The organism is Leptospira meyeri, assembly GCF_004368965.1.
Taxonomy (GTDB): domain Bacteria; phylum Spirochaetota; class Leptospiria; order Leptospirales; family Leptospiraceae; genus Leptospira_A; species Leptospira_A meyeri.
The window spans coordinates 2,447,357-2,467,032 of record NZ_SORO01000001.1; the positions used below are offsets into that span (position 1 = coordinate 2,447,357).

16 protein-coding genes are annotated in these 19,676 nt (G+C 37.3%); 14 read left to right on the forward strand and 2 right to left on the reverse strand.

What is annotated here, in order from left to right; genetic code table 11:
- Positions 1-7: 7 nt before the first annotated feature.
- From CLV96_RS11515 to CLV96_RS11545, 7 genes are all read left to right on the forward strand, one after another.
- Positions 8-565 (forward strand): YqgE/AlgH family protein, encoded by a 558-nt coding sequence (locus CLV96_RS11515; protein ID WP_196795744.1) that lies wholly within the window; start codon positions 8-10, stop codon positions 563-565.
- A 21-nt stretch (positions 566-586) separates the two neighbouring features.
- The gene (locus CLV96_RS11520; protein ID WP_004786321.1) at positions 587-1,336 is read left to right on the forward strand and encodes an SDR family NAD(P)-dependent oxidoreductase; all 750 of its coding nucleotides are present in this window, start codon (positions 587-589) and stop codon (positions 1,334-1,336) included.
- A gap of 177 nt (positions 1,337-1,513) precedes the next feature.
- On the forward strand, positions 1,514-2,938 hold the full coding sequence (locus CLV96_RS11525) for a circularly permuted type 2 ATP-grasp protein (protein ID WP_004786138.1): 1,425 nt from the start codon (positions 1,514-1,516) through the stop codon (positions 2,936-2,938).
- A 9-nt stretch (positions 2,939-2,947) separates the two neighbouring features.
- Positions 2,948-3,916 carry an alpha-E domain-containing protein gene (locus tag CLV96_RS11530; protein WP_004785928.1) on the forward strand — a complete coding sequence of 323 codons (969 nt, stop codon included), beginning with the start codon at positions 2,948-2,950 and terminating at the stop codon, positions 3,914-3,916.
- Positions 3,917-3,918: 2 nt separating this feature from the next.
- Positions 3,919-7,176, forward strand: a complete 3,258-nt coding sequence (locus CLV96_RS11535; protein ID WP_040917187.1) for a transglutaminase family protein — start codon at positions 3,919-3,921, stop codon at positions 7,174-7,176.
- Positions 7,177-9,711, forward strand: coding sequence for a circularly permuted type 2 ATP-grasp protein (locus CLV96_RS11540; RefSeq protein WP_004787567.1), 2,535 nt, complete (start codon positions 7,177-7,179; stop codon positions 9,709-9,711).
- Entirely contained in the window at positions 9,704-10,585 is an 882-nt protein-coding gene (locus CLV96_RS11545) for a transglutaminase family protein (protein WP_020776546.1), read from the forward strand. The genes CLV96_RS11540 and CLV96_RS11545 overlap by 8 nt, the downstream gene beginning before the upstream one ends.
- Before the next feature lie 138 nt (positions 10,586-10,723).
- Here the strand turns inward: CLV96_RS11545 and CLV96_RS11550 are convergent, their stop codons facing one another.
- A complete protein-coding gene (locus CLV96_RS11550; RefSeq protein ID WP_004786730.1) occupies positions 10,724-11,086 on the reverse strand; it encodes a Spx/MgsR family RNA polymerase-binding regulatory protein in 363 nt (120 codons plus the stop codon).
- Between the two features lie 50 nt (positions 11,087-11,136).
- Here CLV96_RS11550 and CLV96_RS11555 point away from each other — a divergent pair, with 50 nt between their 5' ends.
- From CLV96_RS11555 to CLV96_RS11580, 6 genes are all read left to right on the forward strand, one after another.
- Entirely contained in the window at positions 11,137-12,231 is a 1,095-nt protein-coding gene (locus tag CLV96_RS11555; protein WP_004786510.1) for a UDP-N-acetylmuramate dehydrogenase, read from the forward strand.
- A 45-nt stretch (positions 12,232-12,276) separates the two neighbouring features.
- Positions 12,277-13,299 carry an endolytic transglycosylase MltG gene (gene mltG, locus CLV96_RS11560; protein ID WP_004785428.1) on the forward strand — a complete coding sequence of 341 codons (1,023 nt, stop codon included), beginning with the start codon at positions 12,277-12,279 and terminating at the stop codon, positions 13,297-13,299.
- 52 nt (positions 13,300-13,351) lie between these two features.
- On the forward strand, positions 13,352-13,609 hold the full coding sequence (locus CLV96_RS11565) for a hypothetical protein (RefSeq protein ID WP_004786714.1): 258 nt from the start codon (positions 13,352-13,354) through the stop codon (positions 13,607-13,609).
- 160 nt (positions 13,610-13,769) lie between these two features.
- Positions 13,770-15,074, forward strand: coding sequence for a hypothetical protein (locus tag CLV96_RS11570; RefSeq protein WP_004787226.1), 1,305 nt, complete (start codon positions 13,770-13,772; stop codon positions 15,072-15,074).
- Between the two features lie 58 nt (positions 15,075-15,132).
- On the forward strand, positions 15,133-15,711 hold the full coding sequence (locus CLV96_RS11575; protein WP_004784478.1) for a hypothetical protein: 579 nt from the start codon (positions 15,133-15,135) through the stop codon (positions 15,709-15,711).
- A gap of 105 nt (positions 15,712-15,816) precedes the next feature.
- Positions 15,817-18,801: a TonB-dependent receptor gene (locus CLV96_RS11580; RefSeq protein ID WP_004785178.1), complete on the forward strand. Its 2,985-nt coding sequence runs from the start codon at positions 15,817-15,819 to the stop codon at positions 18,799-18,801.
- A 41-nt stretch (positions 18,802-18,842) separates the two neighbouring features.
- On the opposite strand, the gene CLV96_RS20150 is transcribed toward CLV96_RS11580, so the two are convergent.
- Positions 18,843-19,064, reverse strand: a complete 222-nt coding sequence (locus CLV96_RS20150; RefSeq protein WP_004786032.1) for an SPFH domain-containing protein — start codon at positions 19,062-19,064, stop codon at positions 18,843-18,845.
- A 211-nt stretch (positions 19,065-19,275) separates the two neighbouring features.
- On the opposite strand from CLV96_RS20150, the gene CLV96_RS11590 reads away from it, so the two are divergent.
- A complete protein-coding gene (locus CLV96_RS11590; RefSeq protein ID WP_004787057.1) occupies positions 19,276-19,662 on the forward strand; it encodes a hypothetical protein in 387 nt (128 codons plus the stop codon).
- Positions 19,663-19,676: the final 14 nt, after the last annotated feature.

Below are 19,676 nucleotides of genomic sequence, written 5' to 3' on the forward strand. Positions count from 1 at the left end.
GACGAATATTCCTGATTCAACTCGCGGAAAGTTACTCATTTCCAATTCCAGTGTGATTCAGGATTTTTTTCACAAATCCGTTGTCCTTATGGTAGACCATGACGACGACGGGGCTTTTGGTCTGGTTTTAAACAAACCTACTGACCAAACCATGGAATCCTTAATCAAAAATCTCCCTGATACTGCATATGCAAGCAAACAAGTGTTTTCTGGTGGTCCAGTGGACAATATGTTCGTATCCATTCTTCATAATGGAAAACAAACAGAAGATCCTGGTGTTGAAATTGTTCCTGGTATCTATATGGCGAGAAGTTTTGATACAATGATCGAAGTTCTTTCCTCTGACCAAATTCAGTTTCGTGTTCTACAGGGATACGCAGGTTGGTCTTCTGGCCAATTGGAAAGCGAGTTTGAAAGATTGTCTTGGGTTGTTTCAGATTTAGTTGATGAATCAATCGTTTTTAGCGAAGATGAGTCTGAGGTTGTGTGGCGAGAAGCTCTTCGTAACAAAGGTGGAATCTACAAATACTTTGTTGACCATACAAAAGATCCATCTCTCAATTGATTCACTGAATTAGTCACCGATATGAAACTATCATCCAAAAAGATTGTGCTCAGTTCGGGTTCCTCTCCTTTAGGAAAAGAACTTTTACCACTCCTATTAACAGAAGGAGCACTTGTTGTCGTAGGTGACTCAAATCCTGAAGAAATTCCCAATCATCCCAATCTTCAAAAGTATAAAATCGATACGACCAAACCAGAACAGATGGAACGTTTGATTGAATCGGCCATTGAAACTTTAGATAAAATTGATGTCTTTATTTTAAATTCTGAGCAAATCACTTATGCGGAGGATGAAAAAGAAGATTGGAACAGATTAAAAGTTTTATTCAATGCAAACACTTTAGCGCCCATTCACACCATACAACGATTAACGAATTTAATTTCTGTTGGGCTTCATATAGTCGTAGTTAGTTCCGATTTAAGTAAAACTCCAACTCCAGGATTTGGATTGTATGGATCTTCTAAATCTGCTTTGGATTATTTTTGGGATTCCTTTCGTGGACAAATAGGAAGAGAGTTTCGATTCTCTCGAGTCATTGCTTTGGAACCGAAACTTTCTCTGCCAAACCGACTGGCAAAGCGAGTTTTGAAATCAGTAATCAGACCAAAAAAACGCCGGTACGAACATTTTTACCAATTGGGAAATCGGGTTTTGTTAAAATTTTTGCCTTTTTTGAGTTTTTTCCGAACCTTGGCCTATGCTTTTCGCTTAAAACAAGAGAAAAAGAGAAAAATTTCTTCGAACGATCTCTCACAGACTACTGAAAATTAATCATTCAGTACTCTTTGTAAACACTCCCACCCTTCCATTTTTTTTGATGCTTAATTTATAAACAGAAAAATGCCACCTCTCTGTCTACTTATGTCGGATGGAGTTCTAATCCATGGTTTTGGTCATTTCTTCCATTTGGTACAAATATTGCTAACTAAGTAAGCAGAGGGTACCCCTATGTTTATCGCAGACTATAGTGCCAAAAATATATATGATGAGATGTTTTCCAGCGAAGGTTTTCCTCGCAAAAGTTACGACTTCGTAAAAACAAAAATGGAGAGTTTGGGTGGGATCGAACTCGTAAAACGTAGTACTTCGGCAGAAAGGGCCCTCATGTCACTTGGGATCACCTTTACTTTGTATGGTGATGGCGGAGAACAAGAAAGGATCATGCCTTTTGATGTCATTCCTCGTATTGTTCCAAGTGAAGAATGGATCAGTATGGAAAAAGGACTCAAACAAAGAATCCAAGCACTCAATTTATTTTTAACAGATATTTATGGAGAAGGAAAAATTCTAAAAGATAAAATCATTCCTCGCGAATTGATTGAGTCGAGCTCTGGATACCTCAAACAGTGTATTGGTTTAAAACCTCCCAAAGATATTTGGATTCATATTACTGGTACGGATTTGGTGCGGGATGGAGCTGGTGCCTTCCATGTATTGGAAGATAACTTACGTTGTCCATCTGGTGTATCTTATGTATTGGAAAATCGTGAAGTGATGAAACGAACCTTTCCTGAACTTTTTGAAAAGTTAAACATCCGCCAGGTTTATGATTATCCTTATCACTTAAGATCAATGTTGGAGAATCTAACCGACGTAGTTGATCCAGTAATTGCTGTTTGGACTCCTGGTGTTTTTAACTCTGCTTATTACGAACATAGTTTTTTGGCGCAAAAGATGGGAGTGTATCTTGTTGAAGGATCCGATCTCATCGTTGAAAATCATAAAGTTTATATGAAAACGACCAAAGGACTTCGTAAAGTCGATGTGATTTATCGAAGAATCGATGATACCTTTATGGATCAGTCAAGTTTTAGACCGGACTCTTTACTTGGTGTGAAAGGAATTTTTGAAGCATTCAAAAGAGGGAACGTAGCACTTGCCAATGCTCCGGGAACTGGTGTTGCAGATGATAAAGTAATTTATTCTTATGTTCCTAAGATCATTAAATACTACTTAGGTGAAGAACCCATCATTCCGAATGTTCCTACTTACCTTTGTTCCGAAGAAGCCGATTTAAAATTTGTTTTGGATAACATTCATAACCTAGTTGTAAAGGCTGCAAATGGTGCTGGTGGTTACGGAATGATCATTGGTCCGAAAGCAAGTAAACAAGAACAAGAAGATTTTAAGGAACTGATCAAATCAGATCCAAGAAATTATATTGCTCAACCGGTTTTAAATCTTTCGACAGTTCCTACACTCATTGCAGATAAAATCGAGTCAAGGCATGTTGATTTAAGGCCGTTCATATTGTACGGTAAAGATATTTACGTAATGCCGGGTGGTTTAACTCGTGTAGCGCTTCGTAAAGGATCACTTGTGGTCAATTCATCCCAGGGAGGCGGTTCAAAAGACACCTGGGTATTAGGATAAAGGTGTTATATGTTAAGCCGAGTTGCCGAATCAGTTTTTTGGATGAATCGATACATCGAGAGAGCAGAAAATTACTCAAGATTTATTGATGTCAATCACCAGCTATCTTTAGATTTGCACGATGAGGTACCTAACCAGTGGTTGCCTCTTGTGCATACAACAGGTGATGTAGAATTATTTGAAAAAAGGTATTCTAGTCCAAGTCCGGTCAATGTCATAAGGTTTATGACTTTTGATGAAGAGAATCCGAATTCCATTTTTCAATGTCTTTCAAGAGCCCGTGAGAATGCCCGAACCATTCGTGAAAACATTTCTACTTCTATGTGGGAAGTGTTAAACGAGTTTTATCTCTTCGTGAAAGACTATCGTAAAGTTTACTTAGAAAGTTCTGAAATACACGGAGATACTCTTTCGATGGGGCTCTCAGACTTTCTCAGTACAGTTCGAAAAAGCTGCCAAAGTTTTTATGGATGTTCCGATGCTACCATCTCTCATGATGAGGTTTGGAACTTTTCTTTACTTGGAAGATTTTTAGAACGAGCAGACAAAACCACAAGAATTCTCGATATGAAGTACTTTATCCTGCTTCCTTCTGTTCATGATGTGGGTTCTACTTTAGATTTATTACAGTGGTTATCCCTATTGAAATCAGCATCTGCGCATGAGATGTACAACCAAAAGTACAAACGTGTTGATCCCACTGATATTGCTGAATTTTTGATTTTGAATGAAACCTTTCCTCGGTCCATTTTCTTTTGTATCCAAGAGATGCAAGAGGCTTTGGAAAAAATTTCTGGAATTAAGGAAGGTTTGCCAAGGAACTTAGCGCAAGATGCAACTACAGTTTATTTAAATCGGTTGCGATCAGAAAATATCAAATCCATTTTTGATAAAGGTCTACATGAATACTTAGATGATATTCAGATAGAACTCAATCATATAGGTTCCAAAATTGTGGAACGATTTTTTACAAACTAACTATGAGTATACGAGTTGCACTGTCCCATATTACAACCTACCAATATGATAAGTCGATAAAATTATCACCGCATGTGATCCGGCTTAGGCCAGCTCCACATACCAAAAATCATATTGTTTCTTATTCTCTAAATATTCTACCGGAACAAAAATTTCTCAACTGGCAACAAGATCCATTTGGAAATTATTTGGCTCGATTGGTATTTCCAGAAAAAACCAATATCTTACAAGTAGCTGTTGATTTAGTTACGGATTTAAAGGTAATCAATCCTTTTGATTTTTTTGTAGAGGAGTATGCAGAGAACTTTCCTTTTACATATGATAAGGTATTAAAAAAGGAATTAACTCCTTATTTAAAAGTTAAAAAACCTGGAAAGTTACTGACTCCTTACCTAAAAACAATCGATAAAACTCCGAGAAGAACGGTTGAATTTTTAGTTGCTTTGAATGCAAAAATATACTCTGACATTGGTTATGTGATCCGGATGGAACCAGGTATCCAAACTCCAGAATTCACTCTTTCTTCAAGAATGGGATCCTGTCGCGATTCTGCTTATTTACTCGTACAGATTTTGAGAAATATGGGTCTTGCTGCTAGATTTGTATCTGGTTATTTGATCCAATTAAAAGCCGATGTAAAGTCACTCGATGGACCATCCGGTGCGGAATCTGATTTCACTGACTTACATGCTTGGGCGGAAGTTTATATCCCTGGCGCTGGTTGGGTGGGACTTGATCCTACCTCTGGTCTTTTTACAGGAGAAGGGCATATTCCGTTAGCGGCAACACCGGAACCGGAATCAGCTGGTCCGATCTATGGTTTTGCAGAAAAAGCAAAAGCAGAGTTTTCCTTTCATATGGGAGTGGAACGTGTTTTAGAAACTCCGAGAGTCACCTTACCTTACAAAGGCGAAGATTGGGAACGAATCATTCGTTTGGGTGATTCCATTGATAAACGAATACGAAAAAATGATATAAGACTTACGATTGGTGGAGAACCAACTTTTGTTTCTACAGAGAATCGGGAAGCACCAGAATGGAATTTTGATGCTTTAGGTTTTGAAAAATACTCTAAATCAGAACAACTCATCAAAAGACTCGGAAAACATTTTGCTCCAGGTGGACTTTTGCAATATGGACAAGGGAAATGGTATCCAGGTGAACCTATCCCTCGTTGGGCGATGATTTCATATTGGCGTAAAGACGGTGAACCCATTTGGAACCATCCTTATTTACTTGCAGATGATCGTTATACAGGTTCAGCCACAACAGAAGATGCAAGAAGATTCATTAGTGTTCTTGGGAACCGTTTAAACATACCTTCTAAATCAATTCATACTGCTTATGAAGATAATTTGTATTATCTTTGGCAAGAAGCAAATCTACCAAAAGAAACCGAATTGATGTTAGATGGATTAAATACTTACGATAAAATGGAACGGGAACGTATTTTAAGAGTGATTGATTCTGGAATCCATCGAGAAGTCGGTTATACAATCCCACTGGATTATGATGTTTTTAAGTCATCATGGATATCCGATGAATGGAGTTTTCGCCGAGGAAAAATGTTTTTAATTCCTGGTGATTCGCCCATTGGGCTTAGGCTTCCCTTACACTCACTTGGTGGAAAACCATATTATCCTTATCCAGAAGATCCCTCGACTCCCAAACCTTCCTTACCGAAAGCAAAGGAACTAGGTCAGTCTCCTTTTTCATCAACAAATATTAGTTATTCTATTGGTGGAATTCATACAAGGACAGCTCTTTGTGTGGAACCTAGAAATGGAAACATTCGAGTTTTTTTACCACCAATCCAATCATTGGAAGGTTGGCTCCGGCTCATTTATGCAATCGAACAAACAGCTTTAGAAACAGATATCCCGATTGTATTAGAAGGGTATGAAGCACCAAATGATCCAAGATTGAATCGTTTTAAAATCACACCGGATCCGGGAGTGATTGAGGTCAATTTTCATCCATCTTCTTCTTTCGGAGAAATTGTTGAAAAAACGCAAGTTCTATATGAAGAAGCCACACAACTAAGATTGACTGCAGAAAAATTTTTGATTGATGGTCGTCACTCGGGAACTGGTGGTGGAAATCATATCACTCTTGGTGGAGCCACTGTAAGTGATAGTCCATTTTTAAGAAAACCTTCGCTTTTACGAAGTTTGGTGGCGTATTGGCAAAACCATCCAGGACTTTCCTATTTGTTCTCTGGAATGTTTATTGGTCCGACTTCTCAGTCGCCAAGGATAGATGAGGCTAGAAATGATTCATTACACGAATTAAAAATTGCATTCCAACAAATTGATTCTAGTCGGCACACACCGCCATGGATGTTGGATCGAGTGTTAAGAAATATCTTAATTGATATTACGGGAAATACTCACCGAACAGAAATTTCCATTGATAAACTTTTTGATCCAGGTTCGCCTACAGGACGTTTGGGGCTAATTGAAATGCGTGCATTTGAAATGCCACCTCATTACCAGATGAGTGTCATCCAACAAGCATTTATGATGGCAATCATTTGTCGGTTTTGGGAAGATCCATACTATGGAAGTCCAATCAATTGGAATACAGAGTTACATGATCGTTTTATGTTGCCTTACTTTGTATACCGTGACTTTAAAGAAGTGATCCAAGATTTGCAGAATAGTGGATTTGGATTTTTATCAAAAGACTTTGATCCGTTTTTTGAATTTCGATTTCCTCAGTATGGAATTTGTTATTTGGATGGAATGGAAATCGAATTACGGATGGCTTTGGAACCTTGGAATGTACTTGGTGAAGAAAATACGGCACAAGGTACTTCGAGAGGGGTGGACTCTGCTACAGAACGAGTTCAAGTCAAAGTTAAAGGCTTTCATCCTGAAAGATATCGTTTGAGTTGTAATGGGTACGAAGTTCCACTACAACCTACATCTATTCAAAATGAATTTGTTGCAGGTGTCAGGTTTAAGGCTTGGTCTCCTGTTTTTACTTTACATCCACAAATCCCTGCACAACAATCTTTAGTGTTTGATGTTTATGATACTTGGAATCATAGAGCACTTGGAGGATGTACGTATCACGTATCCCATCCTGGAGGGTTGTCATATCAAACCATTCCTATCAATGGGTATGAAGCAGAATCCAGAAGGATTTCTCGTTTTTGGACTCATGGACATAAGATTGGAAAAAGCCTTCCACCAATTCGATTGGAAAATAAAGCCTTCCCATCAACATTGGATCTTAGGATGGTAACATTCAAGTAGATGATGACACAAGATCCTTATCATTTAATCGGAAATTATAAAACGATTCCTGGAGTTTATGACGAGCTCTATGATGCTGAAGGTCAAATACGAAACAAATATAAGTTCTTAGTCAAATCTTTTCAAGAATTAGGGCCTGCAGAACTTATCAATCGTAGACGTGATACGGACCGAATTCTTAGAGAAAATGGTGTTACTTACAATTTATACCAATCGGACTCACCGGAAGCTAAGGAAAGACCTTGGGATCTTGATTTGTTTCCTTTGGTTATGGAAAGTGAAGAGTGGCGTGTTTTAGAAAGAGGACTAAACCAGCGAGCCGATTTACTCGATGCCCTTGTCAGAGATGTTTACTCCAAAAGACGTCTGTTATACGAAAAAAAAATTCCTCCGGAAATTCTATTTAACGAATCTTCTTTTTTGCGCGCTTGTGATGGAATGTATGATTCCAATCACTTCCTTACTAAAAATCCAGCTCTATTATTTTTCGTTTGTGATTTGATTCGGGCTGCTGATGGTAACTTCTATGTTTTAAATGATCGAGTCCAAGCACCTTCCGGTTCTGGTTATTCATTAGAAAATCGAATTGTACTTTCTCGAATTTTTCCAAGTATGTACCGCGATGCGATGGTTCACCGAGTAGCAGTTTATTTTCGTTCCCTTCGTAAATCATTAACTCAACTTGCAGGTATTACTGGGCGTGAACCAGTGATTGTTTTATTAACACCGGGCCCATCCAATGAAACGTATTTTGAGCATGCTTACCTTGCTGGTTATTTGGGTTATACGCTTGTCCAAGGTGAAGATTTAACTGTTAGAAAAAATAAAGTTTATATGAAAACCGTGGAAGGTTTACAGCAAATCGATTTGATTCTAAGAAGGGTCGATGATGATTTTATGGATCCATTGGAACTAAGAGGGGATTCTCTTTTAGGGGTTCCTGGACTTTTAGAATCGGTTCGTTCGGGTCATGTAAAAATTGCCAATCCCATTGGAACCGGATTTTTAGAAAACCGAGCTCTATTACCGTTTTATTCTGATTTATGCCGTTTTTATTTAGGAGAGGATTTAATCCTTCATATGGCACCAACCTATTGGATGGGAACAAAAGAACATTTTCAATTGGTATTACAAAATCCTGAAAAATTTGTTTTTAAAACCGTATCACGCACTGATGAAGAAAAACCTGTAACCTTTATCGAGTTGAGTGGAGATAGAAAGGATTCGTTTTTACAAAAATTAAAATCTTCTCCCAATCGTTTCATTGCGCAAGAAATGATCGCATCTGCCACCGTACCAGTATTAGGTGAAAATGGTTTTCGACCAGGTAGAGCGATCATGAGAACTTTTGTATCTTCTTCCGGCTCCGGTTATCAAACAATGGCTGGTGGTTTGGTGAGAGTCTCTCCTTCTTTAGATGATTTTTTCATTACGAGCCAAAGAGGAGCTTGGAGTAAAGACCTTTGGGTTCTTGCAACCGAAACACAAAAAGAAGAATCCTTACTTGTGGCAAAATCGGACCAAGTGATGATTTCCAGAAAAAGTTCTGGAGTCCCTAGTCGTGTGGCTGATAATTTATTTTGGTTAGCAAGATATTTGGAACGATCCGAAAATCAAACAAGAGTTATACGGGAAGCTGTTTATAAAATTTTACAAGTAGAAGATGGTTACGAAAGAGAATCATTAGAAAATTCATTAAAACTAGTAACACATGTGACAAATAGTTATCCAGGTTTTCTTGGCGATGATGCAAGCGAGTTATTTTTAAATCCATTTTCTGAATTACAACGATTGACATCGGATCGCGGAGTTGTTGGAAGTTTAGCATTTCATTTACGAAGTTTGGTGATTGCTTCGAAATCGGTTCGAGATCGCCTTTCCGATGATATGAAAAAAATTCTGCTTCATTTAGAAGACCAGTCTCAACATGAAATCGATTCGTATGATCAAATTATTGATTTTTTACAAAAGATTGTACTGAACTTATCATCTCTAACAGGTTTATCTTTTGAAAACATGAGTCGGGAAGCAGGATGGTATTTTCTCAACCTCGGTCGTCGAATTGAAAGATCAATCAATATGGTATTGATGTTACAAGGTATGATTCGTTGGGATAGTTTTAGAGATAAAGCTTCCTTTGAAACTTTTTTACGTATTAATGATATTCGTTTAACGTATAATAGACGGTATAGTGGGAAAATTGACCAAGAATCCGTGTTGGATATTTTATTATTTGATACCACAAATCCTAGATCATTCGCTTACCAACTAGAACAAATCAATTCAGACATTAAGTTTTTGCCAGGAAAAAATGAAAAGGTTGTGTATTCAGAAGACCGAGCCGCTTTACAACTTTATACCCACTTTAAAATGAAAGATATATCCATATTCTTTGAGTCGGAAAACCCATTGGAATCTGTTTCGATTTGGTTAGAAGAATTACACAACCATTTGAAAAATTTATCTGATGCATTGGCATCAAGATACTTTAACTATACCGAAGAACAAACAAGGATCGGTGATGGTAATGGCTGATTTTAAAGTAATTCATAAAACTAAATACAGTTATGACGATACAGTTGCTTATTGCCATAACATGGCACATATGTATCCTTTGACTTCGCCGCACCAAGATTGTTTTAGAACTCATGTGACTGTGAATCCCAAACCAGTGGTTTCATCATTCCGTAGAGATTATTATGGAAACCAGGTGTTTCTTTTTTCTGTAGAAGATCCTCATCGTTTTTTAGAGGTAGTAGTAGAGTCAACGGTTCGAACTCACCAATCACTTGGAATTGATTTATACAAATCGACTCCTTGGGAAAGTATTTATTCGCTTATTCATGAATCAACATTAGATGCTGATATTTTATCCATTGAGTACATTCAACCTTCTTCATTTATAGCAGCAAAACAAAATTATTCGGAATTTGCTCGAATGTTTTTTACGGAAGGGAAACCGGTTTACGCCGCCGCATTGGAGATGACTACTTATATCTATCAAACGTTTCAATATGATCCAAAAGCGACAAGTATCAATACGCCAATTGATCAGATATTAAATGAAAGAAAAGGTGTGTGTCAGGATTTTTCGCATCTTATGATTGCCGCTTTACGTTCGTTAAAGATTCCAACTCGTTATGTGAGTGGCTATTTAGAAACTTTACCTCCTCCTGGAACCCAAAAATTACAAGGAAGTGATGCGACACATGCATGGGTTTCTGTGTATTGTCCGACGTTTGGATGGATGGATTTTGATCCAACCAATGGAAAAATTATCACCGAAGAATATATCATTACAGCGATTGGAAGAGATTATGCGGACGTTTCTCCCCTAAAGGGAATTTTGTTTGGTGGTGGAAAACATAAATTAAAAGTCGAAGTGGATGTGATTCGTGAACAAATATGAACTTTCTCGGAGTATTTTTCGGAAAGTGTGAATTGCGCTTGGGATATCCAATAAGATGTGATAGAAGGAAGGCATTGGGTGGCGGGTCTAGTTCCCCTCCCTAGTCAGGGCGGGGATATCCAAATCCCATCTGTACACTTACCCCAACTTCTCTTTCCACTCCTCTTCCTTAAAACCAACCAAAAACCAACCTTCACCCACAACAAAAGGCCTTTTCACCAAATTTCCATTTGCCGAAAGTTCTTTGTAAACTTGTTCCTCAGACAGGTTTCCCAATTTCTCCTTCCAATTTCCTTCTCGGTAATCTTTTCCAGAGGTATTAAAGAGTTTTTTGATATCACCTAAGTATTGTTTTGCTTTTTTTAATTCAGCCACAGTCGGAGCTGTTTCTCGAATTGGGATTTGTTGGAAATCCACTTTTTTTGATTTCAGATATTTCAGAGCATTTCGACAGGTACTACATCCAGAATATTCGTAAACTTTGGGATTGGAACGACTCATAAGACTGATTTTATTACTTACGATTTTTGCGGAAACTTTTTATTGGAACTATGTTGGTTCAGAACAATATTCCTTTAGCTCCGTTCACAACGTTGGGTTTGGGTGGCGAGGCAGATTATTTTATATCGATCAAAACAAAAGAAGATCTACTGAAAGCATTGGAGTTTTCTAAAACCCAAAACCAAACTTTTTATATTTTAGGTGGCGGCTCCAATACTATATTCCGGGACTCTGGATTTCCAGGCGTTGTGTTTCAAATGCAAATTCCCGGAATTCGTTGTTTAGATACAAACGATGATTATACTTTCTATCAAGTAGGAGCAGGTGTTCCATGGGATCAATTCGTTGAGTATACAGTGAAACAGGGATTAGCTGGAATTGAGTGCCTTTCGGGTATCCCGGGATCGGTAGGTGCTTCTCCGATCCAAAATATTGGAGCCTATGGCCAAGAAGTAAAAGATTCAATTGTAAATGTTGAATGTATGAACCAATTTGGAGAACTAGTTACGATCTCAAATGAAGATTGTAAGTTTCGATATCGAAATAGTGAGTTTAAATCTGGAATTTATAAAGAACATATTGTCGTTTCCGTTACCTTTCAATTATCTAAGTTGTCTCCACCATGTTTTCGTTATCCGGAAGTTCAAAAAGCATGGGAGAAAATTGATTTGGAAAAGTCTTTTTCAAATAATGATAAAAAAACAAGTATGGACCAACGAATTTTTCAATTAGAGGCCGTTAGAAATTTGGTCATTGACTTAAGAAGAAAAAAATCAATGGTGTTGGATGAAAATGATCCAAACACCCGTTCCGTGGGATCTTTTTTTATGAATCCAATTTTAAGTGAAAAAGAAGTTGTTTCATTTTTAGAAAATGCCAGAAAAAGCGGGTTTGGCAATCCTCCGATCTATCCAGAAAGAGCCGGCTTTAAAAAACTCTCCGCCGCCTGGCTGATTGAAAACTCTGGAATCCAAAAAGGGTCAAAATATCCCGGAGGTGTGGGTATCTCTGAGAACCATTGTTTAGGTCTAATCAATATAGCGGGAACTACAACCGCTCTTTTGGAAATGGCGGAATCGGTGAGACAACGTGTATTTGAAACATTTTTTGTTCGATTGGAAATGGAACCGGTTGTAAGGCCATAAAAAAGATTTGGTAATTGTCGATATAACAAAGAGAGTGGGGATGGAATGAATTCGAAATTTAAAAAATACCTGATTCTTTCAGGGCTTGGTGTTTCCTTACTGTTAATTTTAGCTTTGATTGGTTTTTTTGTCGTGGATGAAATCAAAGGTGGGGCAGTCGGTGATGGTCAAAATAAATATGAACTCATCATTGATTCAGGAGAACCATCCTCAAGCGTAGTTCGAGAGTTAGCTGCTGCGGGAATGATCAAATCCTCTGTGTATTTTAATTATTTGATGAAATTCACAAGAGCAGGAAACAAAATCAAACAAGGTGTTTATGATATTAATGATGGGATGAGTTCCCGTAAGATTTTGGATGTTATTATTTCTGGAAAAGTTAAACTAGTTAACTTCACTGTTCCGGAAGGATATAACAATCGTCAGATAGGCGACTTATTAGTGTCAAAAAAGCTTGCTATTTCTCGCGAAGAGTTTCTAAAAGTTGCTCAGAGTCCGGCACTTCTTACAAAGTATAATATCCCAGCAAAAACTTTAGAAGGTTATTTATTCCCTGAAACATATTCTGTTCCTTTGAATTACCCTTTAGAAAGGATTACGGAAATGATGATCAAACGATTCTATAAAAAACTAGAATCGATCCCAGAGGCAAAGGATATCAAACCAGCGGACCTTCATTTCCGAGTTGTGTTAGCATCAATTGTGGAAAGAGAAGCGGTTAGAAAAGAAGAACGACCAATGATGGCAGGTGTTTTCCTCACTCGTATTGAAAAAAATATCAATTTAGAATCTTGTGCTACCATTCAATATTTGTTTGATAAACCTAAAAAAAGACTTTTTGAATCTGATCTAAAGATTGTTTCACCCTACAATACATACATTAATGGTGGTTGGCCTCCAGGCCCTATTTCGAATCCCGGATTACCAGCGTTAGAGGCGTCTTTCAAACCAATGAAGTCCGACAAATTGTTCTTTTTATTAAAACCAGATGGTTCACATTATTTTTCAGCAACTTTCAAAGAACATTTAGAAGCTAAAAAGAAATTTATCGATGTTTTATACCAATAACAAAGAGAGAAACCAAATTTAGATAATATATCTTATCTAAAATCAATCTTCCATGGATGAAAACATAGTTGAACTAAATATCGCCATCGGTGGGATTTCGAAAGAACTTTTGGATGTACAAAAAGCTTTAGATGCCTACCGAGATAAACAAAAATCAAAAGAAGCTATAGACGAAGAAGCCATCACTTTTGTGGCCAAAGCGGAACTTGTCATAGAAAAGACAGAAAAAGGTGAACTCCAACTAACTGCTGACCAAATTCGTCGCATCAAAAGTAATCTTACAAAAATTCTGCAGCGAATTCAGAATTAGCCTCTTTAACCAATCCTTCATAAAACCTTCACCGGCTTGTCATTCCCTTGTAACATATAAAGAACATAGTTTTCTATAGCTAGAGGGAGAATTTTTGCGAATCCCTTTCGGGAAGACCCGCTAGCCAAACAAATTCGATTTTTTCGAAAGAGGATTTAAAATGAAAAATTCATTCAAAAAAAGCCTGGTGCTTCTTTCCATCGCGATGTTGGGATTCACTATGGTTAACTGTCCGGGAAAGAAAAGTGATGACTCATCTACTTTATTAGGTTTACTTGCTATTGCTAATTCGGCTAGTGTTGCAGGTTCTGATTTATGTGATGGCGTTGGAGTGCCAACTCCTACTCAAGTTTTAGAAGGTAATATTAATGGTGCTGTAACGGTAAGTGGTTCTGCACTCCTTCGTGGAACTGTAAACGTGACTGGCGGTGGTTCCATTACAATTTTACCAAAATCAGTAATCTTTGCGGAAAGAGGATCTTCCCTTTTCATCTATGAAAACGGTAGACTTAATGCGCAAGGAACAGCTGCACAACCAATTTGTTTTACTTCTGCAAATTCTGTCGGTCTGAGAGCTCCTGGAGATTGGGGTGGGATTGTCGTAGTAGGAAATGGAACAGCGACTAGATCATCTCAATCAGAAGGAACAACTCCTAAAGATTATCCAGGAACTTTAGATGGAATTATAAATCTATCCTATGTGGTGGTTGAATTTGTTGGAAACGAGGTTGCACCTGGAAATGAACTTAACGGTGTTTCAAGTTATGCGGTAAAATCATCTACAAGCTCATATGACCATGTCCAAATCCATAGAGGACTTGATGATGGATTTGAGTGGTGGGGAGGAAACGTCGGTGGTCAATACTTACTTGTTACTGGTGGTATGGATGATGATTTTGATATGGACGAAGGATTTAGTGGAAACCTTTCCTACATCATTGGCGTAAAATACCCAAATTCTTGCGGTGGAACAGTTTCCACAGACCCACATGGATTTGAAATGGATGGAAGTGACACAAACGGCTCTGGTGGAACTGGCTTATCTAACCCAAATGTTTCTAATTTTACAACTTTAGGTCAATCCATCACAGCTGGAGAAGGGATGCGATTTAGAGAAGGTATGAGAGGGACTTTTTCAAATGGATTAGTTTACGGATATTTGGCAAAAAATATCAATTGTATCAATAATGCAGGAACTGCCGGAAATACAAATCCAACAGGTTCGAGTGCAAATATAAAAGTACAAACTGGAAAAACTGATACTATAGGTACTCAATGCGTATCATTAACAACTTCTGCAGAATTAAGTTCAATTCCAATCGTAGATGCTGGAAATATTGCTGATTGCGGAATTGGTGGAACAAAACCTGATTTTACATCGACTGCAGCCTATGCAACATTAGGTGGTGGTCCAGTTGCTCAAGGAAAATGGTGGGATGGTTGGTCAGTATACCGAGCAAGATAATTTTTGCTTGAATCTGTCACTAAATGTAGGCTCCAGTAGTAATACTGGGGCTTTTTTTATGAAATATATTAACTTACTCATTGTCATTCTATCTCTTATCACCATTAGTTGTAAGGATAAATCTTCAACCAAAATCGAATCATCGCCTGAAATTCAGGCAAAATTAAAAAAATCGCACGAAGAATTAACGAAAAGGAAACTTCAAAACCATTCTATTTCTGGGTTTAAATCAAAAGAAGAATCGGTGTCTGAATTTTTAAAAGAATTGGTGAATTCAAAACAAAGTAAAGATAAGTATAATTCTTTATTAAATGATTTTGAAAAAGAATTTGTATTTTTTCCAAATATCTATGGAGAGAATACGTCTTTAGATGTAACTCCTTTGGAAGATTACAGATTAACTTTTGATCGTTTGGAAGCACTCGGAATCCAGAGGATCAAGGAATATAAACTAGATTCATCAAATCTAAAAAACATCAATATAGTATGGAAAAGTTCTAAGCCATATGGTAATTTTCTCATCCACAAAATTGGTAGAATTGAAGTCATAAAAAAAGGTTCTAAGATAGAAATTAATCAAATAAAGTCTTTAATTGAGCAAAATGGAAAATTTAAAGTCGCAGTAGTTGCTCCCTAATTATGACAAAGTTGTAACATAAATTTAAATTGAATGTAACGCGATCTATTTCGATGTAATTTACGGCTACCAGTTCATATGAAAGCTGGCACCAGAGATACTTTTATGAAGAAATTAGCGCAATTTATCATCATTGTTGCAATGTTTATTACAAACTCCATTACAGCCCAAGCAGTTGGATCTGTGAAAGGAACCATCATTGATTCCGAAAATGGTGAGGCGGTTTTTGGAGCCACTATTGTTGTTAGGTCTGAAAAGAAATTCGCAAAAACCGATTTTGATGGTAGATACTCATTGGATTTGCCACCTGGCACTTATGATGTCGAATACCAAATGTATGGATACGGACCTCAAAAAAGAACCATTACCATTGCATCTGGAAAATCTCAAAATGTAAACGTTACATTTGGTGCACAAGTACTTGAAACGATTGAAGTAAAGGATAGGGCTCAAAATAACACAGAGTCTGCTTTGTTAGCACTACAAAGAAAAACAGGTACCGTATCAGACGGAATCTCGCAAGAAGCCATTAAAAAGAGTCCAGATGCAAGTGCTGGTGACGTAGTTAAACGTGTAACAGGAATTACATTAATTGGAGGAAAATACGTTTTCGTTCGAGGATTAGGTGAAAGATATTCCAATACACTTTTAAACGAAGTATTAATTCCTTCAACTGAGCCAGATAAACGTGTCGTACCATTGGATTTATTTCCTGCAAATATGATCAAAAATATACGCGTCATGAAAACTTTTGCTCCCGAAGATCCAGCAGAGTTTTCAGGTGGTTTGGTTAAAATAGAGACACAAGAGTATCCAGACAAACTAACAATGTCGTTAGGACTTGGTGTAGCTAGGAATATGAATACCACAGGTTATCAATTCAAAACTTTTGATGCAGGTGATTTTTTTGGTCGGCCAAATAGTTCTACAAAACGTCCAGACTTAGTCGAAAAACTCCCCAACGAATTTGTATTTGAACCAGGTAACCGATTTGGTGGACTTCCTCAAAATTTAGTAAATATCACTGCTGCATCATTTAATCAGCAATGGACTCCAGAAGAGAAAAAAGGTCCTTACGATAAAAACTTCAATTTTTCAGTTGGGAATACAATTCAGACAACCGAATCTGGACAAAGGTTAGGAATTTTCTTTGGTGTTACTAAGAGCGAAGAATATAGATACAGAGAAGAAAAGTCCACACGGTATGTTCCAAGTTTTGCTGGTGGAATCAGAACTCGAGAAACAACCTTCCTCAATCCAATTCAGCAACAAGAAACAAAAATTTATAACAAGGAAACAAACTTTGGAACAAATCTAAATTTAGCTTACGAATTTACCAAAGGGCAACAAATTTACCTTAAGACATTATATACAGTCGTTTCCGATACAAACGTACGTGAAGCAAAAGGTCTTAACAATATCGACAACTTTGAGTTTATTTCCAATACGAATACCTTTACTTCGAGAGCACTTTTCAACACGGTACTTGGTGGTGATCATGCCTTACAATTTGGATCGATGGCAAGACCACATAAACTCGAATGGAACTTAGCTTATGCTCAAGCAAATCGAGAGGAACCGAATTTAACCCAACAAGTTTGGAGAAGATCACAAGGCTCTAACCTAACAGATGGGTATTTTCGATTACTAAACAATCCAGATGGAACTAGATTTTATTCTGAATCTCGCGATATCGTGAGACAAGCTAACTTGAAGTATACGATTCCTTTTGAGCAGTGGAATGGACTGAAGTCAGATTTTAAATTCGGTGGTATGGCTCTCGAAAGACACAAAGATTTTACCTTTAAAGAGTATGGAAGTAAAAGTAATGTGGGTATTCGGTATCCGAATGATTTTTGGCCGGTTCCAGGTGAAATCACTTTCATTCCGACAGACTATATTTCTTCAACTGCCAATCCATTAGCCAATAAAACTTTTTCAGAACGTCAAATTGAACCAAATGCTTTTGATGCAATGCAAAAGTTACAAGCTTCATTTACGCAATTTGATATGCCACTATTCAATAAATTTCGATTTGTTGGTGGTGTAAGAATAGAAGATTCTTATCAGAAAGTAAGGACATTTAGAACACGTGATAGTAGTTCTTTGTCAAACCTTGACTACGGTTGTACTGTCGATAATGAAGATGTTCGAGTTGCATTAGTAAGATCAAATATTTGTACTCAAACTAACAATGGTATTGGAGAACTCAGAAAGAGGGATACATTACCTTCCATGAACTTTGTTTGGGATTTTCATAAAGATATGAATTTAAGAATGGGTTATACACAAACTGTAACTCGACCTGATCTTAGAGAATTATCTCCATTCGGATTTACTCCATATTTTGGGGCAGATAGGATATTCGGAAATCCAAATTTAAGAAGAACTTATATTCATAATTATGATGTGAGATATGAATATTATATCAATAATACTGATTTTGTTGGAGTGGGTGGTTTCTTTAAAGAAATGTCAAATCCAATTGAGATGATTGGTCAGCCGGTTGCAGGGAGTATTTCAGCAAACTTTACTTATACGAATGCAAAAGATGCACAAATAAGAGGTGTTGAATTTGATTTTAGAAAAGAGTTCTTTGATAAAATTAGATTTGAAACAAATTTATTTTTTATCAAATCCCAAGTTCAAGTTATACCTTGGGCAGATTTGGTATTAATAAAGTCTGGACTCGTTGACTCTCTAAATAGAAGTGCAAGTTACGATCCAACGAATATTTCTCGTCCACTCCAAGGTCAGTCAGAATACGTTTATAATCTAAAGTTTGACTATTTCATTACTAAAAACAGAAATCAAATCATTGGATTATATTATAACTTCTTCGGTGATCGTATTTATGCGGTAGGAGCTAACGGAACACCTGATGCAATCGAAAAAGGCGTTGGTATAACCGATATTGTTTATACTTTTAAGAGTGATGATAGGTTAGACTTTAAAGCAGCGGCAAAGAATATTATGGATACGAGGTTTAGAGTTTATCAAACAAATCAAGTCACAGGAGAAGATGAACTATTCTATGCTTATAGAATGGGCGTGACTTTTTCGGTTATGGCAACGTATAAATTCTTCTAAAACGTATCTTCCCCTAATCTTTTATAAATGAGATTAGAGATTCATTTATTCAACTTCCACCAATCCCCGCGTAAGCGGGGATTACACCCAATCCCTACTTCCCGTCCTATTTCCATTTCCAGATCATAGATTTCATTTTGGATCGGTCGGATAATGATCGTCGCACTCACAGTGATTGTTAAATCATCGCGAGTCAGGACCTCAACCTTCTCTTGGTAGCTACTCCATTGAACCGAGTAAACATAAACACTATTCCAAGGCATTATAGGTTTGGACCCTAGATTCTAGCGGTTTTTGGCTGAGGCCGCCACATAAGTCCCTCTTCTCCAGGACTAATGATGGAGAGGCAAGATACAAAAGAGGAGAGGCTCACACCCAAAATAGTAAGGAACTGGAAACTGTTTGGAAAAATGGATCGACGTTTCATAGTTAAACCATTAGACTACAACCGATGTTACAATTTCTAAGGCTGGATTGTTAGACCCAATTGATAGAAGTTTTTCTTACGATCCCACAAACATTCGAAGACCATTGCAAGGGCAATCTGATTTCGTAGCAAACTTGAAGTTTGATGTATATTTGAATAAACTAAAAACAACCACAATTGGTTTATATTATAACTACTTCGGTGATCGAATCTTTGTAGTTGGTGCAAACGGAACTCCCGATGCTTATGAACGCGGTGTTGGTTTAACTGACATTGTTTTCTCTCATAAAATGGACGATAAACTGGATTTTAAATTTATGTTAAGGAAGAATTATTCAATGAAGAAAAACTTTTCCGATCATATAGGGAAGGGGTTTCTTTTTCGATGTCAATGGGGTATAAGTTTTAGAACTGATACCAACTACCCCTTATAGAAAAGGCGGGAATG